The sequence below is a fragment of the Streptococcus sp. SS4 genome, assembly GCF_030440125.1.
In the GTDB taxonomy this organism is placed as follows: Bacteria; Bacillota; Bacilli; order Lactobacillales; family Streptococcaceae; genus Streptococcus.
Genome location: NZ_JAQFJM010000008.1, coordinates 1 through 20,362, shown reverse-complemented (window position 1 = coordinate 20,362; position 20,362 = coordinate 1). Strand labels below are relative to the sequence as shown.

General features: G+C 39.2%; 18 protein-coding genes. All 18 read right to left on the bottom strand.

Features of this window, described 5'->3' with window-relative positions:
* Positions 1-12: 12 nt before the first annotated feature.
* The 18 genes from nt5e to PCY16_RS07815 all read right to left on the bottom strand — a co-directional run bounded on the left by nt5e (position 13) and on the right by PCY16_RS07815 (position 20,026).
* On the bottom strand, positions 13-2,259 hold the full coding sequence (gene nt5e, locus PCY16_RS07900; RefSeq protein WP_195413627.1) for a cell surface ecto-5'-nucleotidase Nt5e: 2,247 nt from the start codon (positions 2,257-2,259) through the stop codon (positions 13-15).
* A gap of 110 nt (positions 2,260-2,369) precedes the next feature.
* On the bottom strand, positions 2,370-3,023 hold the full coding sequence (locus PCY16_RS07895) for an amino acid ABC transporter permease (RefSeq protein ID WP_002890981.1): 654 nt from the start codon (positions 3,021-3,023) through the stop codon (positions 2,370-2,372).
* A 58-nt stretch (positions 3,024-3,081) separates the two neighbouring features.
* The gene (locus tag PCY16_RS07890) at positions 3,082-3,930 is read right to left on the bottom strand and encodes a transporter substrate-binding domain-containing protein (RefSeq protein WP_049553698.1); all 849 of its coding nucleotides are present in this window, start codon (positions 3,928-3,930) and stop codon (positions 3,082-3,084) included.
* A 109-nt stretch (positions 3,931-4,039) separates the two neighbouring features.
* Positions 4,040-5,491 (bottom strand): amidase, encoded by a 1,452-nt coding sequence (locus PCY16_RS07885; RefSeq protein ID WP_195413626.1) that lies wholly within the window; start codon positions 5,489-5,491, stop codon positions 4,040-4,042.
* Positions 5,492-5,576: 85 nt separating this feature from the next.
* Positions 5,577-6,206, bottom strand: a complete 630-nt coding sequence (pyrE, locus tag PCY16_RS07880) for an orotate phosphoribosyltransferase (protein ID WP_004182503.1) — start codon at positions 6,204-6,206, stop codon at positions 5,577-5,579.
* 87 nt (positions 6,207-6,293) lie between these two features.
* The gene (pyrF, locus tag PCY16_RS07875; RefSeq protein WP_195413625.1) at positions 6,294-6,989 is read right to left on the bottom strand and encodes an orotidine-5'-phosphate decarboxylase; all 696 of its coding nucleotides are present in this window, start codon (positions 6,987-6,989) and stop codon (positions 6,294-6,296) included.
* Between the two features lie 200 nt (positions 6,990-7,189).
* A complete protein-coding gene (gene csm6, locus PCY16_RS07870; protein WP_195413624.1) occupies positions 7,190-8,476 on the bottom strand; it encodes a type III-A CRISPR-associated CARF protein Csm6 in 1,287 nt (428 codons plus the stop codon).
* A 14-nt stretch (positions 8,477-8,490) separates the two neighbouring features.
* Positions 8,491-9,651, bottom strand: a complete 1,161-nt coding sequence (gene csm6 / locus PCY16_RS07865) for a type III-A CRISPR-associated CARF protein Csm6 (protein WP_195413623.1) — start codon at positions 9,649-9,651, stop codon at positions 8,491-8,493.
* Positions 9,648-10,721, bottom strand: a complete 1,074-nt coding sequence (csm5, locus tag PCY16_RS07860; RefSeq protein ID WP_195413622.1) for a type III-A CRISPR-associated RAMP protein Csm5 — start codon at positions 10,719-10,721, stop codon at positions 9,648-9,650. Before csm5 ends, csm6 (PCY16_RS07865) begins: the two co-directional genes overlap by 4 nt.
* A 2-nt stretch (positions 10,722-10,723) precedes the next feature.
* Positions 10,724-11,623, bottom strand: coding sequence for a type III-A CRISPR-associated RAMP protein Csm4 (gene csm4, locus PCY16_RS07855; RefSeq protein ID WP_195413621.1), 900 nt, complete (start codon positions 11,621-11,623; stop codon positions 10,724-10,726).
* A gap of 1 nt (position 11,624) precedes the next feature.
* Complete coding sequence (gene csm3 / locus PCY16_RS07850) at positions 11,625-12,287, bottom strand: type III-A CRISPR-associated RAMP protein Csm3 (protein WP_070577247.1); 663 nt, start codon at positions 12,285-12,287, stop codon at positions 11,625-11,627.
* The gene (gene csm2, locus PCY16_RS07845) at positions 12,287-12,679 is read right to left on the bottom strand and encodes a type III-A CRISPR-associated protein Csm2 (RefSeq protein WP_070577246.1); all 393 of its coding nucleotides are present in this window, start codon (positions 12,677-12,679) and stop codon (positions 12,287-12,289) included. The genes csm3 and csm2 overlap by 1 nt, the downstream gene beginning before the upstream one ends.
* 3 nt (positions 12,680-12,682) lie before the next feature.
* Entirely contained in the window at positions 12,683-14,971 is a 2,289-nt protein-coding gene (gene cas10 / locus PCY16_RS07840; RefSeq protein ID WP_070577245.1) for a type III-A CRISPR-associated protein Cas10/Csm1, read from the bottom strand.
* The gene (cas6, locus tag PCY16_RS07835; RefSeq protein WP_070577244.1) at positions 14,952-15,683 is read right to left on the bottom strand and encodes a CRISPR-associated endoribonuclease Cas6; all 732 of its coding nucleotides are present in this window, start codon (positions 15,681-15,683) and stop codon (positions 14,952-14,954) included. The genes cas10 and cas6 overlap by 20 nt, the downstream gene beginning before the upstream one ends.
* 1,127 nt (positions 15,684-16,810) lie before the next feature.
* Complete coding sequence (gene cas2, locus PCY16_RS07830; RefSeq protein WP_070577243.1) at positions 16,811-17,140, bottom strand: CRISPR-associated endonuclease Cas2; 330 nt, start codon at positions 17,138-17,140, stop codon at positions 16,811-16,813.
* The gene (cas1, locus tag PCY16_RS07825; protein WP_195413641.1) at positions 17,140-18,129 is read right to left on the bottom strand and encodes a CRISPR-associated endonuclease Cas1; all 990 of its coding nucleotides are present in this window, start codon (positions 18,127-18,129) and stop codon (positions 17,140-17,142) included. The genes cas2 and cas1 overlap by 1 nt, the downstream gene beginning before the upstream one ends.
* A gap of 157 nt (positions 18,130-18,286) precedes the next feature.
* On the bottom strand, positions 18,287-19,243 hold the full coding sequence (locus tag PCY16_RS07820) for a dihydroorotate dehydrogenase (protein ID WP_060971788.1): 957 nt from the start codon (positions 19,241-19,243) through the stop codon (positions 18,287-18,289).
* Positions 19,244-19,252: 9 nt separating this feature from the next.
* Positions 19,253-20,026, bottom strand: a complete 774-nt coding sequence (locus PCY16_RS07815) for a dihydroorotate dehydrogenase electron transfer subunit (protein ID WP_060971789.1) — start codon at positions 20,024-20,026, stop codon at positions 19,253-19,255.
* Positions 20,027-20,362: the final 336 nt, after the last annotated feature.

Sequence of the window (20,362 nt, the reverse complement as noted above, 5' to 3'; positions counted from 1 at the left end):
TCTGCAAACTTCTTAGTATTTCTCTTTACCTTTGTGTTTTCCACTAAGTCCAAAGAGAGTTAGCAACATACCAAGTCCGAGGAGTCCAGCGTGTGAGGCCTTGTCACCTGTTGTAGGAAGAACTTCAGTTTGAGCAGAAGCTTCTGCCACTTTTTCTGTTTCTTTAAGTGCTTCGTTTCTTGTTGAAACGAAGAATACTTTACCATTAGGTGTCGTTACTACTTTAGATACAACTGGTTTAGTTGTTTTAAGGTCTTCAGCAACGCTAGATGGCGTAACAGGACTCAATGGATTAAGTGTAGGGTCTTCTGCATTTTCTTTTTTGTTCAAGGCAGCAAAATCAGCACTTGAAATAGAAATGGTACGTGAGTTTGGATTGATAACTGCATACTTAGAAAGGTCTGCATGTGTCAAGTAATCCGCAAAGACGCTATCCATTGAAGGACCTTCTTCACGAGGACCACCAAGCATTGTGAAGCCATCACCACCAGCAGCCAAGAAATCATTCGTTACAAGGTAGTAAGTTTCATTAGTGTTGAGTGGTTTATAGGTACCAGTTTCTGGATCAAAAATGTCAATTGACAAGATACGTTTTTCTGCTGGAAGTGTTGTGTCATAATAAACACGAGCTCCTGATACTTGAAGGAAACCGCCAGATGGTTCAAGAAGAGGTTGACCATTTTCATCTAGAACAGTTTTACCACTTTCGTCAACTTGTAGAATAGAACCAAGAGATTTGACAAACATATCATGGATATTTTGACCTGTCACTTGAATTTGAGCAACTGAGTTACCAAATGGAAGAACGGCAATGATATCACCTTTAGTGATTGGTTTGTCTTTGGCAATTGTTTCTCGAAGACCACCACCGTTTGTTACGGCAAGGTTAGACTTGTGTGTGAAGGCTGATTGTCCGTAATCTAAGAGAGAATCAGCGACAACATTACCAAGGTTAGTTTCGCGAACACGAACGTCCATACGGTCACCGCTAAGTTTAACTGGACTATTGTCGATAACTACTTTCGAAGAATCTGCCTTGTACTTAGCTTGGATGTTATCAATCATAGCTTTAACTGTTGGGTTAACTTGATAATTCTTCTTAGCTTCGTCGTGTGAAATCACGCCATGTGACAAGATACGGTCAGAATTATAAACGACGCGGCCGATATTGTTAAGGTAGCTACCAGTTTGGTTGTAAGTGACATTATCGCCGTATGTCGCTGTGTGAAGAGTGTGTGAGTGACCATCAAGGACAAGTACACGTTTACCTTTAAGTGGTGCATAATTTGAAAGAGCTTCTGCTAAAGTTGATCCACGCCATTCTACTGGTGTTGTTGTATCAATACCTAAGTGAGCAAGAACAATGTAAGTTTTGTAATCTTTACCTTCGGCACGAGCGTTTGATTCTACTTGGTCAACAACAGCTTTAACCTCAGTAATAGGATCGGTGAAAGAGACACCAGTGATATTACGTGGGTGTGTCTTAGTAGCTGTCTCAGGTGTAGTAACACCAATAACAACTACTTCATCTCCATCAACACCAGGTGTTTTGTCAATGATTGTAGATGGTTGGAAAAGACGTACGCCGTCCACGTAAACGTTAGATGTGATGATTGGGAAATTGATTTGTTTGCTCAAACGACGCAATTGGTCAAGACCAAAGTCGAACTCATGGTTACCCACCGTCATGGCATCAAAACCAACAGCATTCATGACGCTTGCCATGTCCTCACCCTTAGAGCTGTTTGAGATTGGAAGACCTTGGAATGAGTCCCCTGAGTCAAAGACAAGGGTTGTTCCTTTTGAACGAGAATCATTGACGATACCAGACAAAAGGGCATCACCAATAACTCCGTTACGATCATCTTCAACCATACGACCATGAACATCGTTGGTGTGAAGAACAGTTACAGTGTCGTTGCTGGCACTTGTGCTAGCATTTGTCACAACTTCTGTTGTAGGAGTTGCGGCTGCAGTTGCTGTTTCACTGGCAGTGGCAACTGGTGTCTCGCTTGTTTCAGCTGTTGAAGCAGTAACAACTGATGTTGAACTAGCTACTGGAGCTGCAGACTCGCTTGTTGCAGTTGTTGCTGCAGTAGATGTCGCATTGGTAGTTGCCTCTGTAGCTACCACTTCAGTGCTTGGTGCTGTTACAGCTGCATGAGTTTCTACCTCATCAGCTTGGACAGCATTAGCCAAGATGGCAGTTGAGACGAGTAGGGTTGATAGTGTCGTTGCAACGACTGTTTTCTTCTTCATTCCAAAAGACCTTTCTGATTTTTAAATCGCTTTTATTATACCACATTTATAAGATTAGAATTAAATAAATTTCAATATTTTATTAGATATTCAAACAATTTTTTCAAAAATCAATAGGTAGCTAAACGTTTTTCAAGATAGCCTTCAAGCAGTTCTAAAGTAAAGCTCAAAGTCCAGTAAATAAGGGCGATTAGGATATACATAGACATGTAGTCATACTCACGCCCACCGATAATCTTAGCATTTTGGAAAATGTCAGGCACTGTAATCATAGCAGCCAATGAGGAACTCTTAACCATATCAATAATAACATTACCAAGAGGGGCTACTGCTATACGCATAGCCTGAGGTAAGATAATCCGACGGATAATAGACTTCTGAGGAAGACCAAGAGAGCGAGCTGCTTCCCACTGCCCCTTATCTACGGCAACTATGGATGAACGGAAAATCTCTGCCATATAAGCGGCACTAACACAGGAGAAGCCAATAAAGGCACAAAGAAGGGCAGGTAGCTGAACACCAACATAAGGCAAACCAAAGTAAAGAATGAAGAGCACGACCAACATAGGAACCCCACGCATGATGGAGATATAAATGCGGGCTGGATACTTTAACCAAGGCTTTTGAGACATTCGCATAAAGGCAAGGATGATAGCAAAAACATTCCCAACCATAAAGCTTAAAAGCGAGATTCCTAAGGTATAAGGCAGACCTGATAGGACATAAGGAATGCTTTTTAGGATCAGTGAAAAATCAATAATCATAAGTCTAACTTTCTAAACATTTCTTTAGCAAATAAGCGATCCAATTGGATCGCTTATATTATTCAACATCAGAGATATCAATCTCAGTATAGTCAACTTTTGTTTTCTTTGTAACATCTTGACCAGCAAAGAATTTCTCTGAAATCTTGGTAAGGGTACCATCTTTCTTCATGTCTTTGATGGCTTTGTTGACCTTTTCTTGAAGGGTTTTATTCTTCAATGAGAAAGTAAAGCTTGTTGAGTAAGGGTTACTGTAGATACCGTCGTTGATCTTAACTGGGTACTTGTCTTTGATAGCGGCTACTGCCATCTTTTGCAAATAGTAATCGTTGACGATAACGTCTGTACGCCCATTTACCAAGTCTTGCATGTAAACGTCATTAGTAACATTATCATATACGACGAGTTCGGCACCCATTTTTTTGGCAATCTTCATGTACTTAGTACTTGCAGCACCAGCTGCTTTCTTGCCTTTGAGGTCCTTCCATGAAGAAATTCCTGAGTTATCTGATTCACGAACTACCATTGAAGTGAATGAATACTTATATGGTTCAGAACGCAAGAATTTTTTAACATTCTTGTTGTCGTCTTCGAGTGAGTAGTTAGCGATATCGACTTGACCACTATTTACAGCGGTAAGCATGCCATCCACGCCCATCTCCGTAAAGTCAATTTTCAACTTAAGACGTTTTCCAACTTCTTTGAGAATCTCAACGTCATAACCAGTCAAATTATTCTTATCATCGTGGTAGGTTTGTGGGTAAAGTGTTCCAGCAGTCGCAACCTTGATGCTACCACGTTTCTCAATCTTTTCCCAGTTCTTCTCACCTGTACTTTGTGACGAGCAAGCAACCAAAAAGACCGCAGCCAAAATTAAGCTAAAAACGGCGAAAAATCTCTTTTTCATCTATGTGTGTCTCCTTAAAACAAATAATAAAGTTAAGTTAAAAACTTATAATCTTAGACTACACTATTTGAAAGGGTTTTACAAAAAATTGAACCGAGAATGAGTATAGCTAGCTAAAAACCGAACCTTCTTCCGTTTGTTGGGCCAAGTGTAAGAGGAGGTCCTCTCTTCCCTTCGCAGCTGTCAGTTGAACACCAATGGACAGCCCTTGCCCATCACGATAGACAGGTAAAGAAATCGATGGTTGTCCCGTCAGGTTAGCTTGTTGGGTGAAAGGGGTCCAATCTAAACTATCCGCAAACATATCCCAAATAAGTTCCTGCTGCTTTGGCCAGTCAAAATCAGCCATATGTTTGAGTTGATTTTGTAAGTTTTCAGAAAGGGCAAACTGTCCATGCTTAGGTGCCACATCCGCAACTGTAGGAGTCAGAAGAATATCGTAAGACTCATGAAAATTCGCCATCTGATGGCTATACTGGTCCCACTGAGTTAGGACTTTAGAGTAAACTTTGGCAGGAATCTTTTGCCCAGATTGGAAAATAGCCCAAGTCATTAACTCCATATCTTCAAGCGTCATCTGACGTCCCAAACCAGCCTCTATACCATCAAACATGGCAGCCGTCTCAACACTATTCATGATGTAGTAAGACTGCATAGCTTCAACACCATTTAAAGGCTGTTGGGTGATTTCATGGACATGATGTCCTAGAGTTTCCAATGCTCTAGCAGCCTTTTTTGTCGCCGTAATGGCAGATTCTGATACCTTACCACCAATAGGAGAGACAGTAGAAAAAGCAATATTCAGAGGTCGAACTGGTTGTCCTAAAGATTCTTTGTCAAGTTTGGGCAAGATAAAGGGACTTTCCATCTGACACGTCTGCATATGATAAAGCAAGCGTTTTGTATCACGAACAGACTTAGTCAAAGCAAACTGGACAGAGGCTCCCTGCCATCCACGAAACGAACCAGGACCGACAGGAATTCGTCCTCTGGTAGGCTTGAGACCGATTAGGCCGTTAAAGGAAGCTGGAATTCGAATAGAGCCCCCACCGTCACTAGCTGGGGCCAAAGGAGAAATGCCAGAACTTACAAGAGCAGCCGCACCGCCACTTGAGCCACCAGCATTACGCCTCACATCATCAGGTAGATTGACAGGACCATGAATCTGAGCATCACTGATATTTTTGAAGCCAAACTCAGGAGTGCTAGAACGTCCTAAGATAATAAAGCCCAATTCCTCAAGTTTCTTAACATAATTATCCGTTTCCTTAGCCCGATAACTTGTAAATAGGCGAGAACCCGCTGTTGACGGCTCACCAGCTTGCTCCTGACCTAAATCCTTTAGGAAAATTGGGACACCAGCAAAAGGTTTATCTGAAAAGTCTCTAGTTTCTGCTTCTTCTAAAGCTTTCTCGTAACGTTGACTGACAATAGCATTGATTTTAGGATTCGTCCTCTCCGCTTCACGAATAGTATCCTCCACTAGTTCTCGGGGACTGACCGTCTTATTTCGCACTGCCTCAGCCATTGCCGTTGCATCTGACCACTCATTTACTGACATCTTATATTCTCCCTACTTCTATTATTTCCTAAATTATACTAAAAAAAGCGAAACGCCTGAAACATTCCGCCTTAAATCTTGATAATTAGTCTTGCCAAGTTTCTTGGTTTTCTTTAAATTTTTTCAAGAGTTGAAGTCCGTCTGCTGTGATGTAGCCTTGCACTTTAGCCACTTTGATCAACTCAGTGTAGTTTGAAAGAGTGACCAATTTCACGCCAGCATCAGCGAAGTTTTTCTCAGCTTTTGGCAATTCGTAAGTGAAGATAGCCACAACACCGATAACATCAGCCCCTTCACGCTCTGCAGCTGCTACAGCATCAAGCACTGATCCACCAGTTGAAATCAAGTCTTCAACAACAACCATTTTTTCACCTTTAACCACACGACCTTCGATTTGGTTACCAGCACCGTGATCTTTTGGTTTGCTACGGATATAGGCAAATGGAAGGTTCATCTTGTCAGCGATGATAGCACCGTGAGGAATACCAGCAGTTGCAGTACCAGCAATCACTTCTACTTCAGGAAATTCTTCCTTAATTTTTTCCACAAAACCATTTTCGATAAGTGTGCGAGTTTCTGGGTAAGACAAAGTAATACGGTTGTCTGTGTAGATTGGTGATTTGATTCCTGATGCCCATGTAAATGGTTCTTCAGGTTTAAGGTAAACAGCCTTGATATCAAGCAAGTCAGATGCGATTTGTGATGCTAATGTCATAATTATTATCCTCCTTAAAGCGTTTTCTACTCTTTATTATAACCTAATTCAATCTATTTTCCTATGAAATAAGGTCTTTTTGAAAATTTATTGACCGTTCCATTGAGCCTTGATGTCGTGATAAGCTGCTACTGGATCATCAGCTTGTGTAATTGGACGACCAACAACAATGTAATCTGAACCAATTTGACGCGCGTCGGTAGGTGTCATGACACGTTTTTGGTCACCAACCGCTGCTCCTGCTGGACGAATACCAGGTGTCAAACAAACGAAATCTTCATTTGTTGCGTCTTTGATTTTTGCGACTTCGTGTGCTGAGCAAACAACACCATCAAGACCTGCTTCAGCAGTCTTCTTAGCATAATGAACCACTGATTCTTGAAGTGTCGTTTGGATATTTTGGAAATCACGCATCTGCTCTTCAGAGGTAGAGGTCAACTGAGTTACAGCAATCAAGATTGGACCTTCACCCAAGCCTTCACGCGCAGCCTTCATCATTTCCACACCACCAGCCGCATGCACATTTGTCATATCAACACCAAGGTTAGACAAAACACGCATTGCAGATTTGACAGTATTTGGAATATCGTGAAGCTTAAGGTCAAGGAAAACACTATGGCCAAGATCTTTAACATAGCGAACAATCTCTGGACCAGCCGCATAGTAAAGTTCCATACCAATCTTCACATAGAGCTTTTCATCAGCAGGAAACTTAGCAAGGAATGCCTTCACATCCTCAAAACTCGGGAAATCAAGGGCAATAACAGGACGATTTTCTCTCATTTCTTATATCCTTTCACACAAAAAACCTCCGCCAGTCAGCGAAGGTTGCACGAAAACAGGGCAGTCCCTACCCTTTAGTGATGCCGTAGCATCTCAGTACACCTTTCTCGCCTCTCTGGACTCGATTAAAGGTTCAGTTCAATTTGTTCTATTATAGCGCTTTTATATGGGATTGTCAAAGGGGGATGACACCCAAATATCTATTCAAGCATCTTTATAAGCTCTTTATTTTGTTTGTCATAATAGTTAAAATAGCTTGAATCAATGTCCAAACAATCAACAAGAAGCAATCGCAAGTTTTCGGAAAGTTGTTTTAATTTCTTACGACTTAATAATCGCGTATCAATTTCTGACAAACCGTGAGCAACTTTATTTCGTTCCCCATTCAAACTTAAAATGCCATTAATCGCTGTTTGAAGCTGAGAATCATATTCATAGAACTCAAGGATATTCAAGTAAGATAATAGATTAAGTGTAGATTGTACTGAAAAAATACGTTCTTCAGTGTCTTCAATACCCCTAGATTTTTTCATTTTCTTATCAATATCGTCTAAAATTGCCTCACAATCAGGAAAACTTGGATTAAGTTTTGGCAGATTGCCATCAAATACAATTAAGCCCTCATGATCTTTTTTGATGGTTTCTTCGATGACAAATTCAGCTAGTGATTTTGCCTTAATTAAGACATCAGCAATATGCTCACGTTCTTTTAAAACATCAATCATCAAATAGTAATTCAAAGCCTTCTTTTGGGAGTCATCGAGAGGAAACGATAGGATATCTGAAAGAATAGACTGATTTTTGAAAACTCGTGAAAAATCGTTTAGCTTCTCACGAATATAAGCAATTCTCTTTTTAGATAGTAATTTATTATATTCTTTTCGATTGATTATCGCTTCTGCTGCTTGATAATCAAAGGAAGCAATTAAACTTCTAAGATGACGTTTGACTAATGCTTGAGTAAATTTCTCAGATTTATCTTTAATACTTCGGTCAACAAAATCCAGACTATTATCTTGATTTTCCACAATAAGAGCATCTATCTCAGAGTCAGTTAGAGGCTTGTACTCTCTGTTTGCTCCATTTTTAGGAGTGGCAACCTGAATAGCTTGTGTGTTATAGTCATTGATACGGTTAAGGGCAAAGAGAGCTGAAATAATTTGTGGTGTACCTGATGACAAGTTCAAGATGATTTCGTTATCGTCATTAGTATACTTTTGAACAATTTGCCCCATAACTTCATACATTTTGTCAAAAAGAAAGACTTCGTCGTTATTCAAGATTGTAGAGTCAATTTCAATGATAGGGTTATAGCTTTCGATTGAGAGCAAAACCTTATTTATCAAATCTTGTTTGACCATCATTTCTTGACTATATACAAGGACAATCTTGTCAGGTCTATAATTTCTTGCGATATGAAGTAAAGCTGCATCGTGATTATTACTTATAGGATCGGTTGTGCCTACAGCAGAGATTAAAATTTTCAATTTGGATCACCTCTTTAGTTCAACTTAGTCAATAATTTTTTATTCAAATCCTGATAAAAATTAAAATCACTCTGGCTAAAATGGTATTGTTCTCTCACTAGAGTTTTTAAGGTTTTCATAGCTATCCCCAGTTGTTTAACTGCATCTGAGTCCAAAGGACTTAAGCTGTGGGCAACCGTATTTCTAGAAGAATTCATCTCAATAATTGGAGCGATTGTTTTTCTAAGCTTAAATTCTCTTGTTGCTTTTAAAAGTTTACTATAATCGAAGAGACTTAGATAATATTTCTGAATACTTTCACAATAATCATCGATTAAACCTGGGTTTCTTTTTTCAATATAGTCTTCCAAAATAAACTCCGTTAAGTTTTTAATTCGTATAAAACTTTCACTAACGTTCCCACGTTCTCTTTGCAGTTCAATGGTCAAATAGGCACTGAGAATTTTTTGTTCTTCTTCCTTCAATTTTTTATGACGTAACCCTTTTGGAACATCTTGTTTAGACAGACAGTTGACAACATCACGGATTTCTTCTCGAACACTTTTTAAATTCGGGAAATCTGATAATTGGTCTAGAATATCTAGTGCCGCCTTATAATCAAACTTCTCAATAAAATCTCGAGCAGTTTTCTTCAAGAGAGCCTGATTAAATTTCTCAGCATTATCTTCAATCGTTCGGTCAATAAAATTGACTTTATTATCTTCATTGATTTCGATGAGTTCATCAATGTTCTCATCATTATCATGACCGATGTTCTCGTTTGAAGCGTGTTCAGGACTCGAAACTTGAACCGCTTTGACATTGATACCATTTAAACGATTAATCACAAATAGAGCAGATTTGATTTGTGGTGTTGCACTAGAAAGATTCAAGATAAATTCATCTTCTTTAGTATAGTATTCTTGCAAAATATCAGAGAAACGTTGAAACATCACATCAAAAATATGAACCTCATTATCACTAATAATGGAATCATGAATTATGAGTTCAGGCTCATAATCAGGAGCAATAGAAAACAAGGCTTTTTCAATATTACCTTGTTTTTTTGCAGTATGTTCTGAAAAAATCAATATAACTTTTTCGGGACGATATTTTCTTGCAATATGAATTAAGGCGCCATCATGAAAATTTCTAAAAGGGTCTGTGTCACCTACAGCTGATATAAGTGCTCTCATTTATCAATCTCCTTAATCATGAAATTAGCTTTCCCCATTTCATAAAAGGACTCATGGTTCTTGATTAATGAATGATTACCAGATGGAATTTTAACTGTTTTAAGAGGTGCTTTGGTGAGCTTAAGAACTCCTTTTTTAACCATTTTAGTTTTCATTCGACTGTAACGTCTTTGTAAAATACCATCAGCCTGCTTAAATAGGGTCTTTGTCCAAGCACCGCTCCCCGCACCTAAATAAATTGGGTATTGTAGATTGGCTTGAATCTTATCATCAGGAAATTCAGATAGGAAAAATGCCTTATAGTCTTTATAAAACGCTTGTGCTCTCTTACCTAATTCTTCAATCAATCTTCCAGCTTCATCAGTGGTTGTTGTAATCTCAAATTCAATTTTTGTTAATGGAGAAATTGATTCTCTATACAAAGGGAGTGGTTTAGCCTTATTGGTTTTCGCTGAATAATCCCATTTCTGGACCAAGATAAGAGTCTTATTATCAAAAGGCTTACTATCACTCACACGGATTGCGTTAAACAAATCATCGTATTCTTTTCCCTTTTTTGGTCCCCAAGGGATAAGGTTCTTATTCTCTTTAGGAAATCTTCCAAAGTCATTTACAGCATTTTCATTATTCCACTTAGGGGTAGTATTCATTAAAATGGTACGAATAGCACCTTTTAGTGAGCTACCAGGAATGTAGGGATTTCCAAAAGCATCTCGAATAAACTTATTAACTTCGTTAATAGCTCCGGCTGAATTAGGATTTCTGTCCGATTCTAAACCAGTTTCAGAGATACTATAACCTCCAAAAGAACGCTCTGCAATTCGGTTATCATTTAAGAAAGAAATAAGACGGTTATTACGTGCATTTGGACGAGTTTGAATTAGAAATGCTTCAAACTTTTCAGCAAGCCTCTTCTCTACCATTTTATTATAGAATTTCCCCATGTCAGGAAAGTAAAACTTCTTATTTTCATAGATAAATTCTCTAGAGGTATATTTCTCTCCATTACCAATATGAACTGGAGCAAGTGTCAGGAGGCTTAATCTAAATGTTCTATAGTCATTTTTCATTTTTATACCTCCAATTTAAAGAAGAGTGGTTTAGCATAATTTAAAACAGCATGAGAGAAATCAAGTGGTCTCACATCAACAATCTGCCCTTCAAATGTTTTACTAAAAGTTGAACCAGAAGCAAATTTGTAAAGATCCTGTTTACGATAATTCTCATTAGTGGCATTACTAAATGCAAAACCACTTGATTTAGTTAATAAGTAATGACCATCTTCCATTGCTTCTTCAAGGTCAGCATCTACAGGAAGTGCTGTCGTAAGTGTCATCACTTTATCTGAATGATTCTTAGTCAGTCTATCTGACAATTCAAGTGGGATATTTTGAATATCTAACTCAAAACGACCATAACCACTTGAACGCTTTCCACCAAGACCTGAGTATTGAAGACTAGTCATCAACTCATTAAGCAAATCAGATTCGTTTGCGATGACGTAAAGCGACGTATCATTTGAAAATCTGGTTGTAGCTACCTGGTAAAGATTACCATCCTTATGTGGTTGATTTTTTGTCACAGTATCAATGACAGCATGCTCTTCATTTTCAAATAAATCTCCATTGAGGTAATCGGCAATATTTTCTAGAGCAAGAAATTGAAGTTTCTTAGACAATTTTGCTTGACGGCGAACCTCTTTGACATCAACTGATTGATCTATTTGGTCATGTTTGGGATAACCGATAGGCTTCGGCAAAAAGGGACCAAATTGAAATGGGAAGGCATCTGTGAGCGTGAAATCGTCTTGGTTGGCTTCCGCAAGAAATGCATCGAGTTTTCCCATTTTTAGGGCTTCTAGCACTAGGGCTGAGAAGATACGGTCTGCTGAGAATGTTAATTTTGAGCTATCAAGAGTGCCCGAACCAAAATGAGCATTCTGAAAGGTCATAATATACAGTTTATAGGTCATATTAGACCTCCGCAGTTAAAAGTTCATTTAATGTTTTAACATCATAATTTCCAAATACGGTAGTAGCTTTGAGGTTTACAAAAGCAACTTTACCGTAACCTCGAGATCCAGAACCACCAAGATAATCAAGTTCAAGTAGTTTTAATCCATCTCGAATTACTTTGAAATCTTCCTCGACTTGATTTTCATTCTTGTCTGTAATTTCATAAATCAACTCGAAATCAAAGGTACTGTTACGAATAGCACGTTCAATTTGTCTTGGATTGGCTTCGGCTGTAATACGGTCAATTGTATTTTCAAATTTTACTTCTGTATAACTTCTTACTCCAAGAGAGTCTAGCTCATCAGCGTTTGACAAGAAGGCATCACGAAAAATTAAGCGGCCCATTTTAAATCGTTTATCTTCACTATTTCCAAATAAACGGCTAAGAATATCACTGTCGTCGCTTGGTTTCTCAGCTACCTTTTCATTATAAACCTTGGCAAGAAGCGTTCTCATTTTTCCTTTGAGACTTGAACCAGGAATGATTGGTAGGTTAGTAATAGGATCTTTAATAACAGGCGAATCGATAGCACCGATGGCAGCAAAAGCATTACTAGCCCCAATATGAAGGCCTGTCTCTAAACGAATTTGAGCTGAAAATTTAATCTTAGCGAATGTCATTAATCTTTACCTCCATAAAACTTGAAATAGGCCACTAGTGCTTCCATATATCTACAAAATCTTTGAAGTGTCTCTCTATCTTTAATTTCCTTAAGCGCTTCAAGAATTTGGCCTTTTTCTACCAAATCCTTAACAGGGAAGAATGTCTGTCTATTAACTCTTACAGAGTTTCTTCCAGACTGATAGACGAATTGTACTCTTAAATAGGAAACATCATTTATTAATTCATCAAACTTTCTCTCTTTACTTCTATCATATAAAGAACTACATAAGGATAATAAATTTCTAATTTGTGACGTTGTTAGTAAATAATTCCCTTTATTATCCTTTTCAAGTAATGAAATAGCACGTTCTGCTTTATCTACATAATTCTCATCAGTTAAAATTGCCATGTATTAATCCTTCCTAATTTCATAAACATAGAGAAGCAAAGCTAATTCCGCCTCTTTACGGTCTGATTCATTGTTTGTATACCATTTGAAGAATAATTTCTTGAATTGTTTGAATTTATCTCTTTCTTCTTTGTCTGTTAACTCTTCCAGACGTGTCAAATAGTAAGCTAATCGGGCAACATTCATCTTTTCTTCACTCTCGTAGTTTCGAAGCAATTCAATCAATTTATAAATGAAATTCTTACCTCGTTCATCTTGGTGATTAAAGAAATAGCGAATCTGCTCTAACTTATCGTCGTAAATATTCGTGATAAACTGGTCAAATTTAAAGGTATAGTCTGTACTAAAGAGTGAAATACTATCTTTCTTATTATCATTCCCATTATCCTTAGCTGCTTCTTCTAGCTCCCCTGTTTGATGTGCCATCAAGCTAATAGGGGTCTTATCAGCAAACAGACCGATACCAGCTGAGAGTGTTAGCTTTCCATTTGTCCATATAATGAAGTTCTGACGGAGTTCAACAGTAAAGGCAATAATATCTTGCCAAGATCCAATAGCAAAAACATCGTCCCCGCCGGCATAGATGATAGAGAGCTTCTTATCACTAGCAAACTGGTTAATAAAAACCTTGAAGAAAAGACTCATGCTTCGTGAGAAAGTGGCTGAGCGTGATAGGGTACTATATTGCCCATTTCCTTGTTGGGAGAAGCCGGCCATAAAAGCAGCTCCCAAATCATCCACGTCAAGACGTACAACAGCTAAACGTTTAATACCTAATTTGTTTTCATTTTTAGATAAATCAGCATATTTATCAATAGTTGTGAATTGGTAATCTCCAACAAAAACATGGGTTGCCTTGATCGTACCAGCCTTATAGTCATTTTTGACATAGACACGGGAAAAAGATTCTTGGCTTAGCTTTTCAAATGCAACACCTTTAAGACAGGCATTCGGACCAATAGGAAGCCCTCCATTTTCAGTGATAATGAAATGATCATGGGCAATCTCTTTAGAAAATTGATACAAGCCTCGGCAAATGTCACACACTTTCTGGTCATGATAAGAAACTAAATTCTCAACGGAATGACAAATCTCACACTCTCTTTCAGAAGATTTACCACCCCTGTTCAACAACATAAGGGTTTGATAATCATACCTTGAGATTTTTTTCTCAGAAATCATGCGACTAGCCTTTTGATAGACCTGTCTATAGCTTTCAGGTGAGTTCAGTTCGCTCATGATATCCTTAGCCGCAAAGCTTCCCCAACCAAAGGCAACATATAATCTGGTTTGGAAATTTGCCAATAAAAATTGATTGAAATCTTTTTCAAATTGAACGAGTGTTTCTACCGTTTTTTCAGTATTGGCTAGGACAAAGTAAGCATGTCCTCCACCGACATAGAGCAAGTTAGCCCGATTGAGGCCAAGTTTATCAAGTAAACTATCTGCTATATACTCGCTCATAAAGTCAAGATACAAAGAACGAGCCTTCAATTGCTTAGCAGCACCACTGGTCGCTATATTATAGATGAAGTCTTGAATCCCTGATAAGTCAAAGCTAGCTAGGAGAAATGCTTCTTCCTCATAAAAAGCTGATGCTTTAGTAAACAAGTCCTCTTTATAGTTATGACGACCTTTGTCTTCCAAGTGATCATAGATGGCTAGAGCAAAAGCTGCTGTCAGACGACTATGCTCAGCAAGTGAAATATCAGCGATTTCCTTAGTATTAGTCGAAGATGGCACAAAAGAGAGGGTTGCTTCGAACAGATTTAACAAAGAATCCATTTGTGCTTGATTAAACTCAAATTCTGCCAATTCATTTTTGATACGCGTCGCAATCGCCGCATAATCACCTTTTGAGAAAGGTTCATAGGTTGCCGACGCAAAGTTAGGTTCAGATTTCAAGTTTAGAACCGTCGGTTTAAAATAGCGTTTATCCGTTTGAGCTCCAAAAACATTAAAAATATCAGCCTGGTTTGTATAGGTATCCCAAATCTTAGCTGATGCATCCTCGTCACTCTCCTCATTTGACTGTCTTCTGTCGACACCTGATGCGATGTTATCAGCGATATAAGTTATGTAAGCGAGATGGTCATTGCTAAGTTTATCACTCTGGTAGTTAGCCATGTGATATCTAATTTGATCTGAAATGACCTGATTATCAGTAATCTCATCAAACCAATCCGCGCCTACCAGGGCGTGTTTTTTTCGTTCTCCTGTCGCCCTTTGAATGACCTTACCGATATCATGCAAAAGAGCTCCGTAAAATAAATCAATCTTTTCTTTCTTCAAGCTTTATCCCTCCCATACCGAGACTCGTTTTCATGCCAAGACCTGAATATTCACCGAATGTTAGAAGCATTTTGACATAAGCTTTTAGAGTTTGAGCGCCTTGTACTTTAAAGGTTAACCTTCCTCTAAAGGCAGGAATTCTTTGCCCGTGCACCCTGAAATAACTCGTCTCCAAGCGATAATTCGTGATTGTGCTGTGTTCAGATAGGTAATCTAAGGTATCCTCTTCAATTTCAGGCTGATTTTCAACTAACCTTCCATACTTTTGCATCAAACTTTGAAAAATCAAACGCATAGACGGGAAGATGACGTAGGAACCTTGTGATTTGAAACCTGTCGGAGTCTCAAAAATGATTGAAAAATAGGTTTGATTGTCCTCGCTATTGAAAATCTCTAACAGTTTATCTGCTCCTAACTCCTGAATCTCAACTTTTTCGACACTGAGTTTAGGCAAGTCATTTAAGGACACCTCTTTTATCTTTAATAAGGTCATAAAAACCTTATCCTCGAGGTCATCTGTGAGCATATGCACAACCCACTGCGTGTCTTCTTTCCCTTGGATTACCTTGGTCGCATAGGGATTTGTTTGCTGCTGATGCAGATAATCAACATAGTCACTATCCAACTGCTCCATCAAGAAGCCATGAAATTTAACAGCTAAATCTTGTGCAGGATGGTCGATCCTTTTAAAAGTAAATACTAATTTTTTCATTCGACTCCTTCATCTTTGTATGAAAAAACCCCAAAAGCTGAAAGTACTTTTCACCTCATTGGGGCGCCCTTAATGTGCTTTTAGTCTAACACTTTCTGGAAGCGGTGTCAAGACTGTTTTCAAAATTTTCAAAAAAGTCCTCTCGCGAGGTATGTAGGGTTATATCAAATCTAAGGCAACTCCTAAACTCTACAACCTTACGTTACCGTCCCCTCTCGAGGTAGATAGGGTTATATCAAAACATTAATGATCTTTTTGAAGCATATTTAGCAGGTTTCCGTCCCCTCTCGAGGTAGATAGGGTTATATCCGTACTTTACCAAGTACTGCACCAAGAACGAGTGAAACTCCTGCGTTTCCGTCCCCTCTCGGGGTATATAGGTTTAAAGAACTAAATAATAGGATTGATTACATTGAGTAACCGTCCCCTCTCGAGGTACATAGGTTTATATCACAGTAGCTTTAACCACTACGCCAGACAATCCACGTGTTTCCGTCCCCTCTCGAGGTGAATAGGTTTATATCTAAACAATTGGAGGTCAACGATGTTTGACAAAGATTTTGTTTCCGTCCCCTCTCGAGGTATATAGATTTATATCCCAGCAAGGAACAGTACGATAGCGTTAATGTCGGGGAGTTTCCGTCCCCTCTTGGGGTGGATAGGTTTATATCTGAACGAATTAATTAATGAAACGTTAAACGAAAAGTTACCGTCCCCTCGCGAGATGAGTGGGTTTATATCGCATTTGGCAATATCACTATTTATGCTGCATCTGTGTTTCCGTCCCCTCTCGAGGTAATTAGGTTTATATCGGTGGGGGTTCTTACATGTTGGAAATGCGATTTAAGGTTTCCGTCCCCTCTCGAGGTAATTAGGTTTATATCACTACAAGAATGGATTAACAACCAGTCAGAAGACTGTTTCCGTCCCCTCTCGAGGTAATTAGGTTTATATCACTATTTGCAGATAACAATATAATGGCTTACTGTAAGTTTCCGTCCCCTCTCGAGGTAATTAGGTTTATATCCCCATATCTTGTGCTCTAGACAGTTGCTAGAGACACAAGATGTAGGACCTACTGGAAACACTATCTATATTGTACCATATGATTACAGGCCTATAAAGGCTTAGAAGAAGAGAATGTCATCTAATTTTTCAGCACTATTGTAGGGGCTAAAACTAGTCACCTCTTCTTTGGTTGTCACATATACGATTATGCTGTCTTCTTCATCAGCCTTATAGAAGCTCTCGATATCCTTAAGGAGAGACTGATAATCATTTCTTGACAGGTCGACCTCGAAACAGGATTTTTGCACCCTCACGCCATAACCTTCAAGTAACTTGGAGAGTTTAAGTCTACGTTTGTTACTTCGGATATCATAAATAATCAGACAAAACATGGTTTTTTGTTTGGCAAACTCACGTTCTTCTTCACTGAGATTAAAATAAAGTCCCATTAATGCCCTCCTGTGTAACTTGTCTCATAAAGACTAGGGTCCAGTTCTCCAAAAGCCCTAATCAAACTCTTGATTTGCCTATCTGCTGTATAAAGAAAAGAATAGCGTTTTTTGTCTAACTCAATATACTGATGGACTTCTAATATTCTTGAACGTAAAGCCCGTGCAAAGATTTCTCTGCCTTCATCAGTGAGTATGAAGTCTTGATCCTTATTTTCAAAATGACTTAAAAGAAGTTTACCATTTCGTATCAACTCCATAAGCGTATTATCGACGATGATAGGTCTCCATTCTTCCATTAAATCACTGGCCAAGGTCGCATGATGCTGATGATGCTTGTGAATTACCCCAAACCCCAAGCTTAGCCCGTTTTTCTTAATCAGCCCCATAAAGCACGAGTATAAGATACCATAGCCAAAATTGAGGGCACTGTTAAAACAATCTTGCGCAGGCCGTCTACTCCTACCATTAAAATGGAAGTCATCAGGAACCAGTAAATTCAGATAGTAAAAATAGGATTTCGCAAGGCGACCTTCGTAACCCATAATTTCTGTAATGGAATAAGCCTTCTGAATATCATTGACACTATCTTCAAATCTTGAATAATCCAAGGTATCTAGTAGACCATCCGTATCAAACTCTCTAAGTAAGGCAATTTGATGCCTTACCTTTGTCGTAGCAATACTCCTCGCAACCTCTAAACGGAAATCCTCTTCAAAATAAGCCTTTGCTTGCAACTCTTGCTTTTGAAATTCATCCTGCCTGTGGGATTCAATACTAGAAATAAATTGACCGACGTTTGAAAAATAGTAAACATTCACCTTGTTCTTTGATAAAGCTTTGATGAGTTGGGTGGTTAGTTGTGCATTACCAAAAAGTAACACATTATTAACGAGTGAAATAGACACTTCTTTGACAATCTCTTTATTATCATTTTTTATGATAATTCTTTGTTCGGATAAGGACAGGTAATAATTGGACCTTTGAATATATAAATCGCTCGCTCATAAGCTACCTCTGAGTATTTCATGGCATATATTATATCACCACAATTCTAATCGTCAATATATTCTAATATTTTATCTAAAAAATGAAGCCCTAACGATAGGACTTCGATTTTTATTTATTGTAAAGAGATTACTTTCCTTATTTCCCCAACAACTCTGTTCGAACTTCTTTGCGCAAGTCCTCAAGAGTTGTAATGCCATACTTGTCCATGACCTCAGGGAGACGGTCAATGATTTTAGGGCAGGCATAGGGATCTGCGAAATTGGCTGTTCCGACACCGATAGCTGAGGCACCAGCGATGAACATTTCGATAGCCGCTTCGGCACTGTCGACGCCACCCATACCGATGATTGGGAGGTCTGACGCTAGAGCAACTTGGCGGATGAGTTTAAGGGCTACTGGGAAGACAGCTGGCCCTGACATACCACCTTGACCATTAGCAATGATAGGTTTGCGAGTCGCCAAGTCATAGCGTGTACCAACCAAGGTGTTAATCATAGTGAAGCCTGTCGCACCGGCATCTTCGACTGCCTTGGCTACACTTGTGATATCAGCCACGCTTGGTGTCAGTTTGACATAGACGGGCACATCAGAATGAGAGACACTGGCTTTTACGGCTGCGTAGGCAAGCTCTGGGACTTGTCCGATGAGAAGGCCGTTATTGCCATGGTCTACGTTTGGACATGAGATATTAAGCTCGATAGCCTTGACGTTGCTAGCTTTGGAAATCTTGTGAGAGACTTCCGCATATTCTTCGTTAGAAAATCCAGCTACATTGGCAATGATTGGAAGCCCAGGATAATGCTCCTGCAACCAAGGTAGTTTTTCAGACAAGACAGCATCAGCACCAGGATTTTGCAAGCCAATGGCATTAAGCATGCCTGATGGTGTCTCAGCCACACGTGGTGTTGGATTACCAAAACGAGGGTTGGCAGTTGTTGCCTTAATCATGATAGAACCTAGTTTGTCCAAATCATAATACTTGGCGTACTCTTGCCCAAAACCAAAGCAACCTGAGGCTGGGATAATGGGATTTTTCAAGTCGAGCCCTGGAAGGCTAATAGCTAAACGATTTTCTGATTTAGTCTCTGACATGGTAACCTCCTAGACGATGACTTTTCCGGTGGGGAAGACCGGCCCTTCCTCGCAAACACGAAGATTTTTGGCATCCGACTCTCCTTTTACGTGAACCACACAGGCATAGCAAGCACCCATACCACAAGCCATGCGAGCTTCCATAGAAACATAGGCATGAGGATGATTTTCAAACTTGCTATCGACATATTTAAGCATGCCTGGAGCTCCGCAACTGTAAACGGCATCTGGAGTCCAGTCGAAACCATCAATAACCGTCGAAACGTAACCCTTGATACCGTATGAACCGTCATCAGTGGTCACATAAACATCACCACAAGCCTTGAGCTTGTCCTCCAAGATGACGGCTTTCTTATTGGCAAAACCAATCACAGACACGACTTCCACACCTTTAGCCTTCAACTGCTTAGCCGTCTCAACCAAAGGTGGCACACCGATACCACCACCAACAAGGAGAGCTTTCTGCCCAGCATCGACAACGGAAATATCAAAACCATTTCCCTGAGGGCCCATGGTATCAATGGTTTGACCAGCTACCATCTTAGAGAGAATAGCTGTGCCCTCACGCTCCACACGATAGACAATGGTTGCCTCTTTCTTGTCGTAGTCAATCTCTGAGATGGAAATCGGACGACGAAGGAGCTTACTTGGGTCTGGCACCTTGAGGTGGACGAACTGACCAACCTGCATATCCGTAACCATCTCTCCCTTTAGCACCATCTCAAAAATACGAGGTGCAATCTCACGCTGACTCACAATGGTTAAATCTTCAACTAAAATCATGACAACCCTTTCTAAACTGCAAACTGTCATCAAAAAAACCTCGCCACATGGCAAGGTCGCACAAAAAATCACAGGAAATCCCCTGCTGTTTCACTCTGTCCGACCTTTCAAGCCTCTCTGGACTCATTTAAAGGTTATTTTGTGATTATTATAACCGTTTTCAAGACGGATGTCAAAGGAGAAAAGAAAAAACCAAAGCTTATAAAATTGGCTCTATAATTTCTGTAGTGGGTAAAACTACTGTAGAGATTATAGAGCTTTTTGAATGCAGACAAAAAGTCCCATAAGAACTATAATGAAAAGCAACCAAACCATCATTAGGAAGAACTTATGAGA

Bases quoted from the DNA above. Each gene is read 5' to 3' on its own strand.
- nt5e (WP_195413627.1), bottom strand. From the start codon at position 2,259: ATGAAGAAGAAAACAGTCGTTGCAACGACACTATCAACCCTACTCGTC.
- PCY16_RS07895 (WP_002890981.1), bottom strand. From the start codon at position 3,023: ATGATTATTGATTTTTCACTGATCCTAAAAAGCATTCCTTATGTCCTA.
- PCY16_RS07890 (WP_049553698.1), bottom strand. From the start codon at position 3,930: ATGAAAAAGAGATTTTTCGCCGTTTTTAGCTTAATTTTGGCTGCGGTC.
- PCY16_RS07885 (WP_195413626.1), bottom strand. From the start codon at position 5,491: ATGTCAGTAAATGAGTGGTCAGATGCAACGGCAATGGCTGAGGCAGTG.
- pyrE (WP_004182503.1), bottom strand. From the start codon at position 6,206: ATGACATTAGCATCACAAATCGCATCTGACTTGCTTGATATCAAGGCT.
- pyrF (WP_195413625.1), bottom strand. From the start codon at position 6,989: ATGAGAGAAAATCGTCCTGTTATTGCCCTTGATTTCCCGAGTTTTGAG.
- csm6 (WP_195413623.1), bottom strand. From the start codon at position 9,651: ATGAGAGCACTTATATCAGCTGTAGGTGACACAGACCCTTTTAGAAAT.
- csm5 (WP_195413622.1), bottom strand. From the start codon at position 10,721: ATGAAAAATGACTATAGAACATTTAGATTAAGCCTCCTGACACTTGCT.
- csm4 (WP_195413621.1), bottom strand. From the start codon at position 11,623: ATGACCTATAAACTGTATATTATGACCTTTCAGAATGCTCATTTTGGT.
- csm3 (WP_070577247.1), bottom strand. From the start codon at position 12,287: ATGACATTCGCTAAGATTAAATTTTCAGCTCAAATTCGTTTAGAGACA.
- csm2 (WP_070577246.1), bottom strand. From the start codon at position 12,679: ATGGCAATTTTAACTGATGAGAATTATGTAGATAAAGCAGAACGTGCT.
- cas6 (WP_070577244.1), bottom strand. From the start codon at position 15,683: ATGAAAAAATTAGTATTTACTTTTAAAAGGATCGACCATCCTGCACAA.
- cas2 (WP_070577243.1), bottom strand. From the start codon at position 17,140: ATGGGACTTTATTTTAATCTCAGTGAAGAAGAACGTGAGTTTGCCAAA.
- PCY16_RS07820 (WP_060971788.1), bottom strand. From the start codon at position 19,243: ATGTCAGAGACTAAATCAGAAAATCGTTTAGCTATTAGCCTTCCAGGG.
- PCY16_RS07815 (WP_060971789.1), bottom strand. From the start codon at position 20,026: ATGATTTTAGTTGAAGATTTAACCATTGTGAGTCAGCGTGAGATTGCA.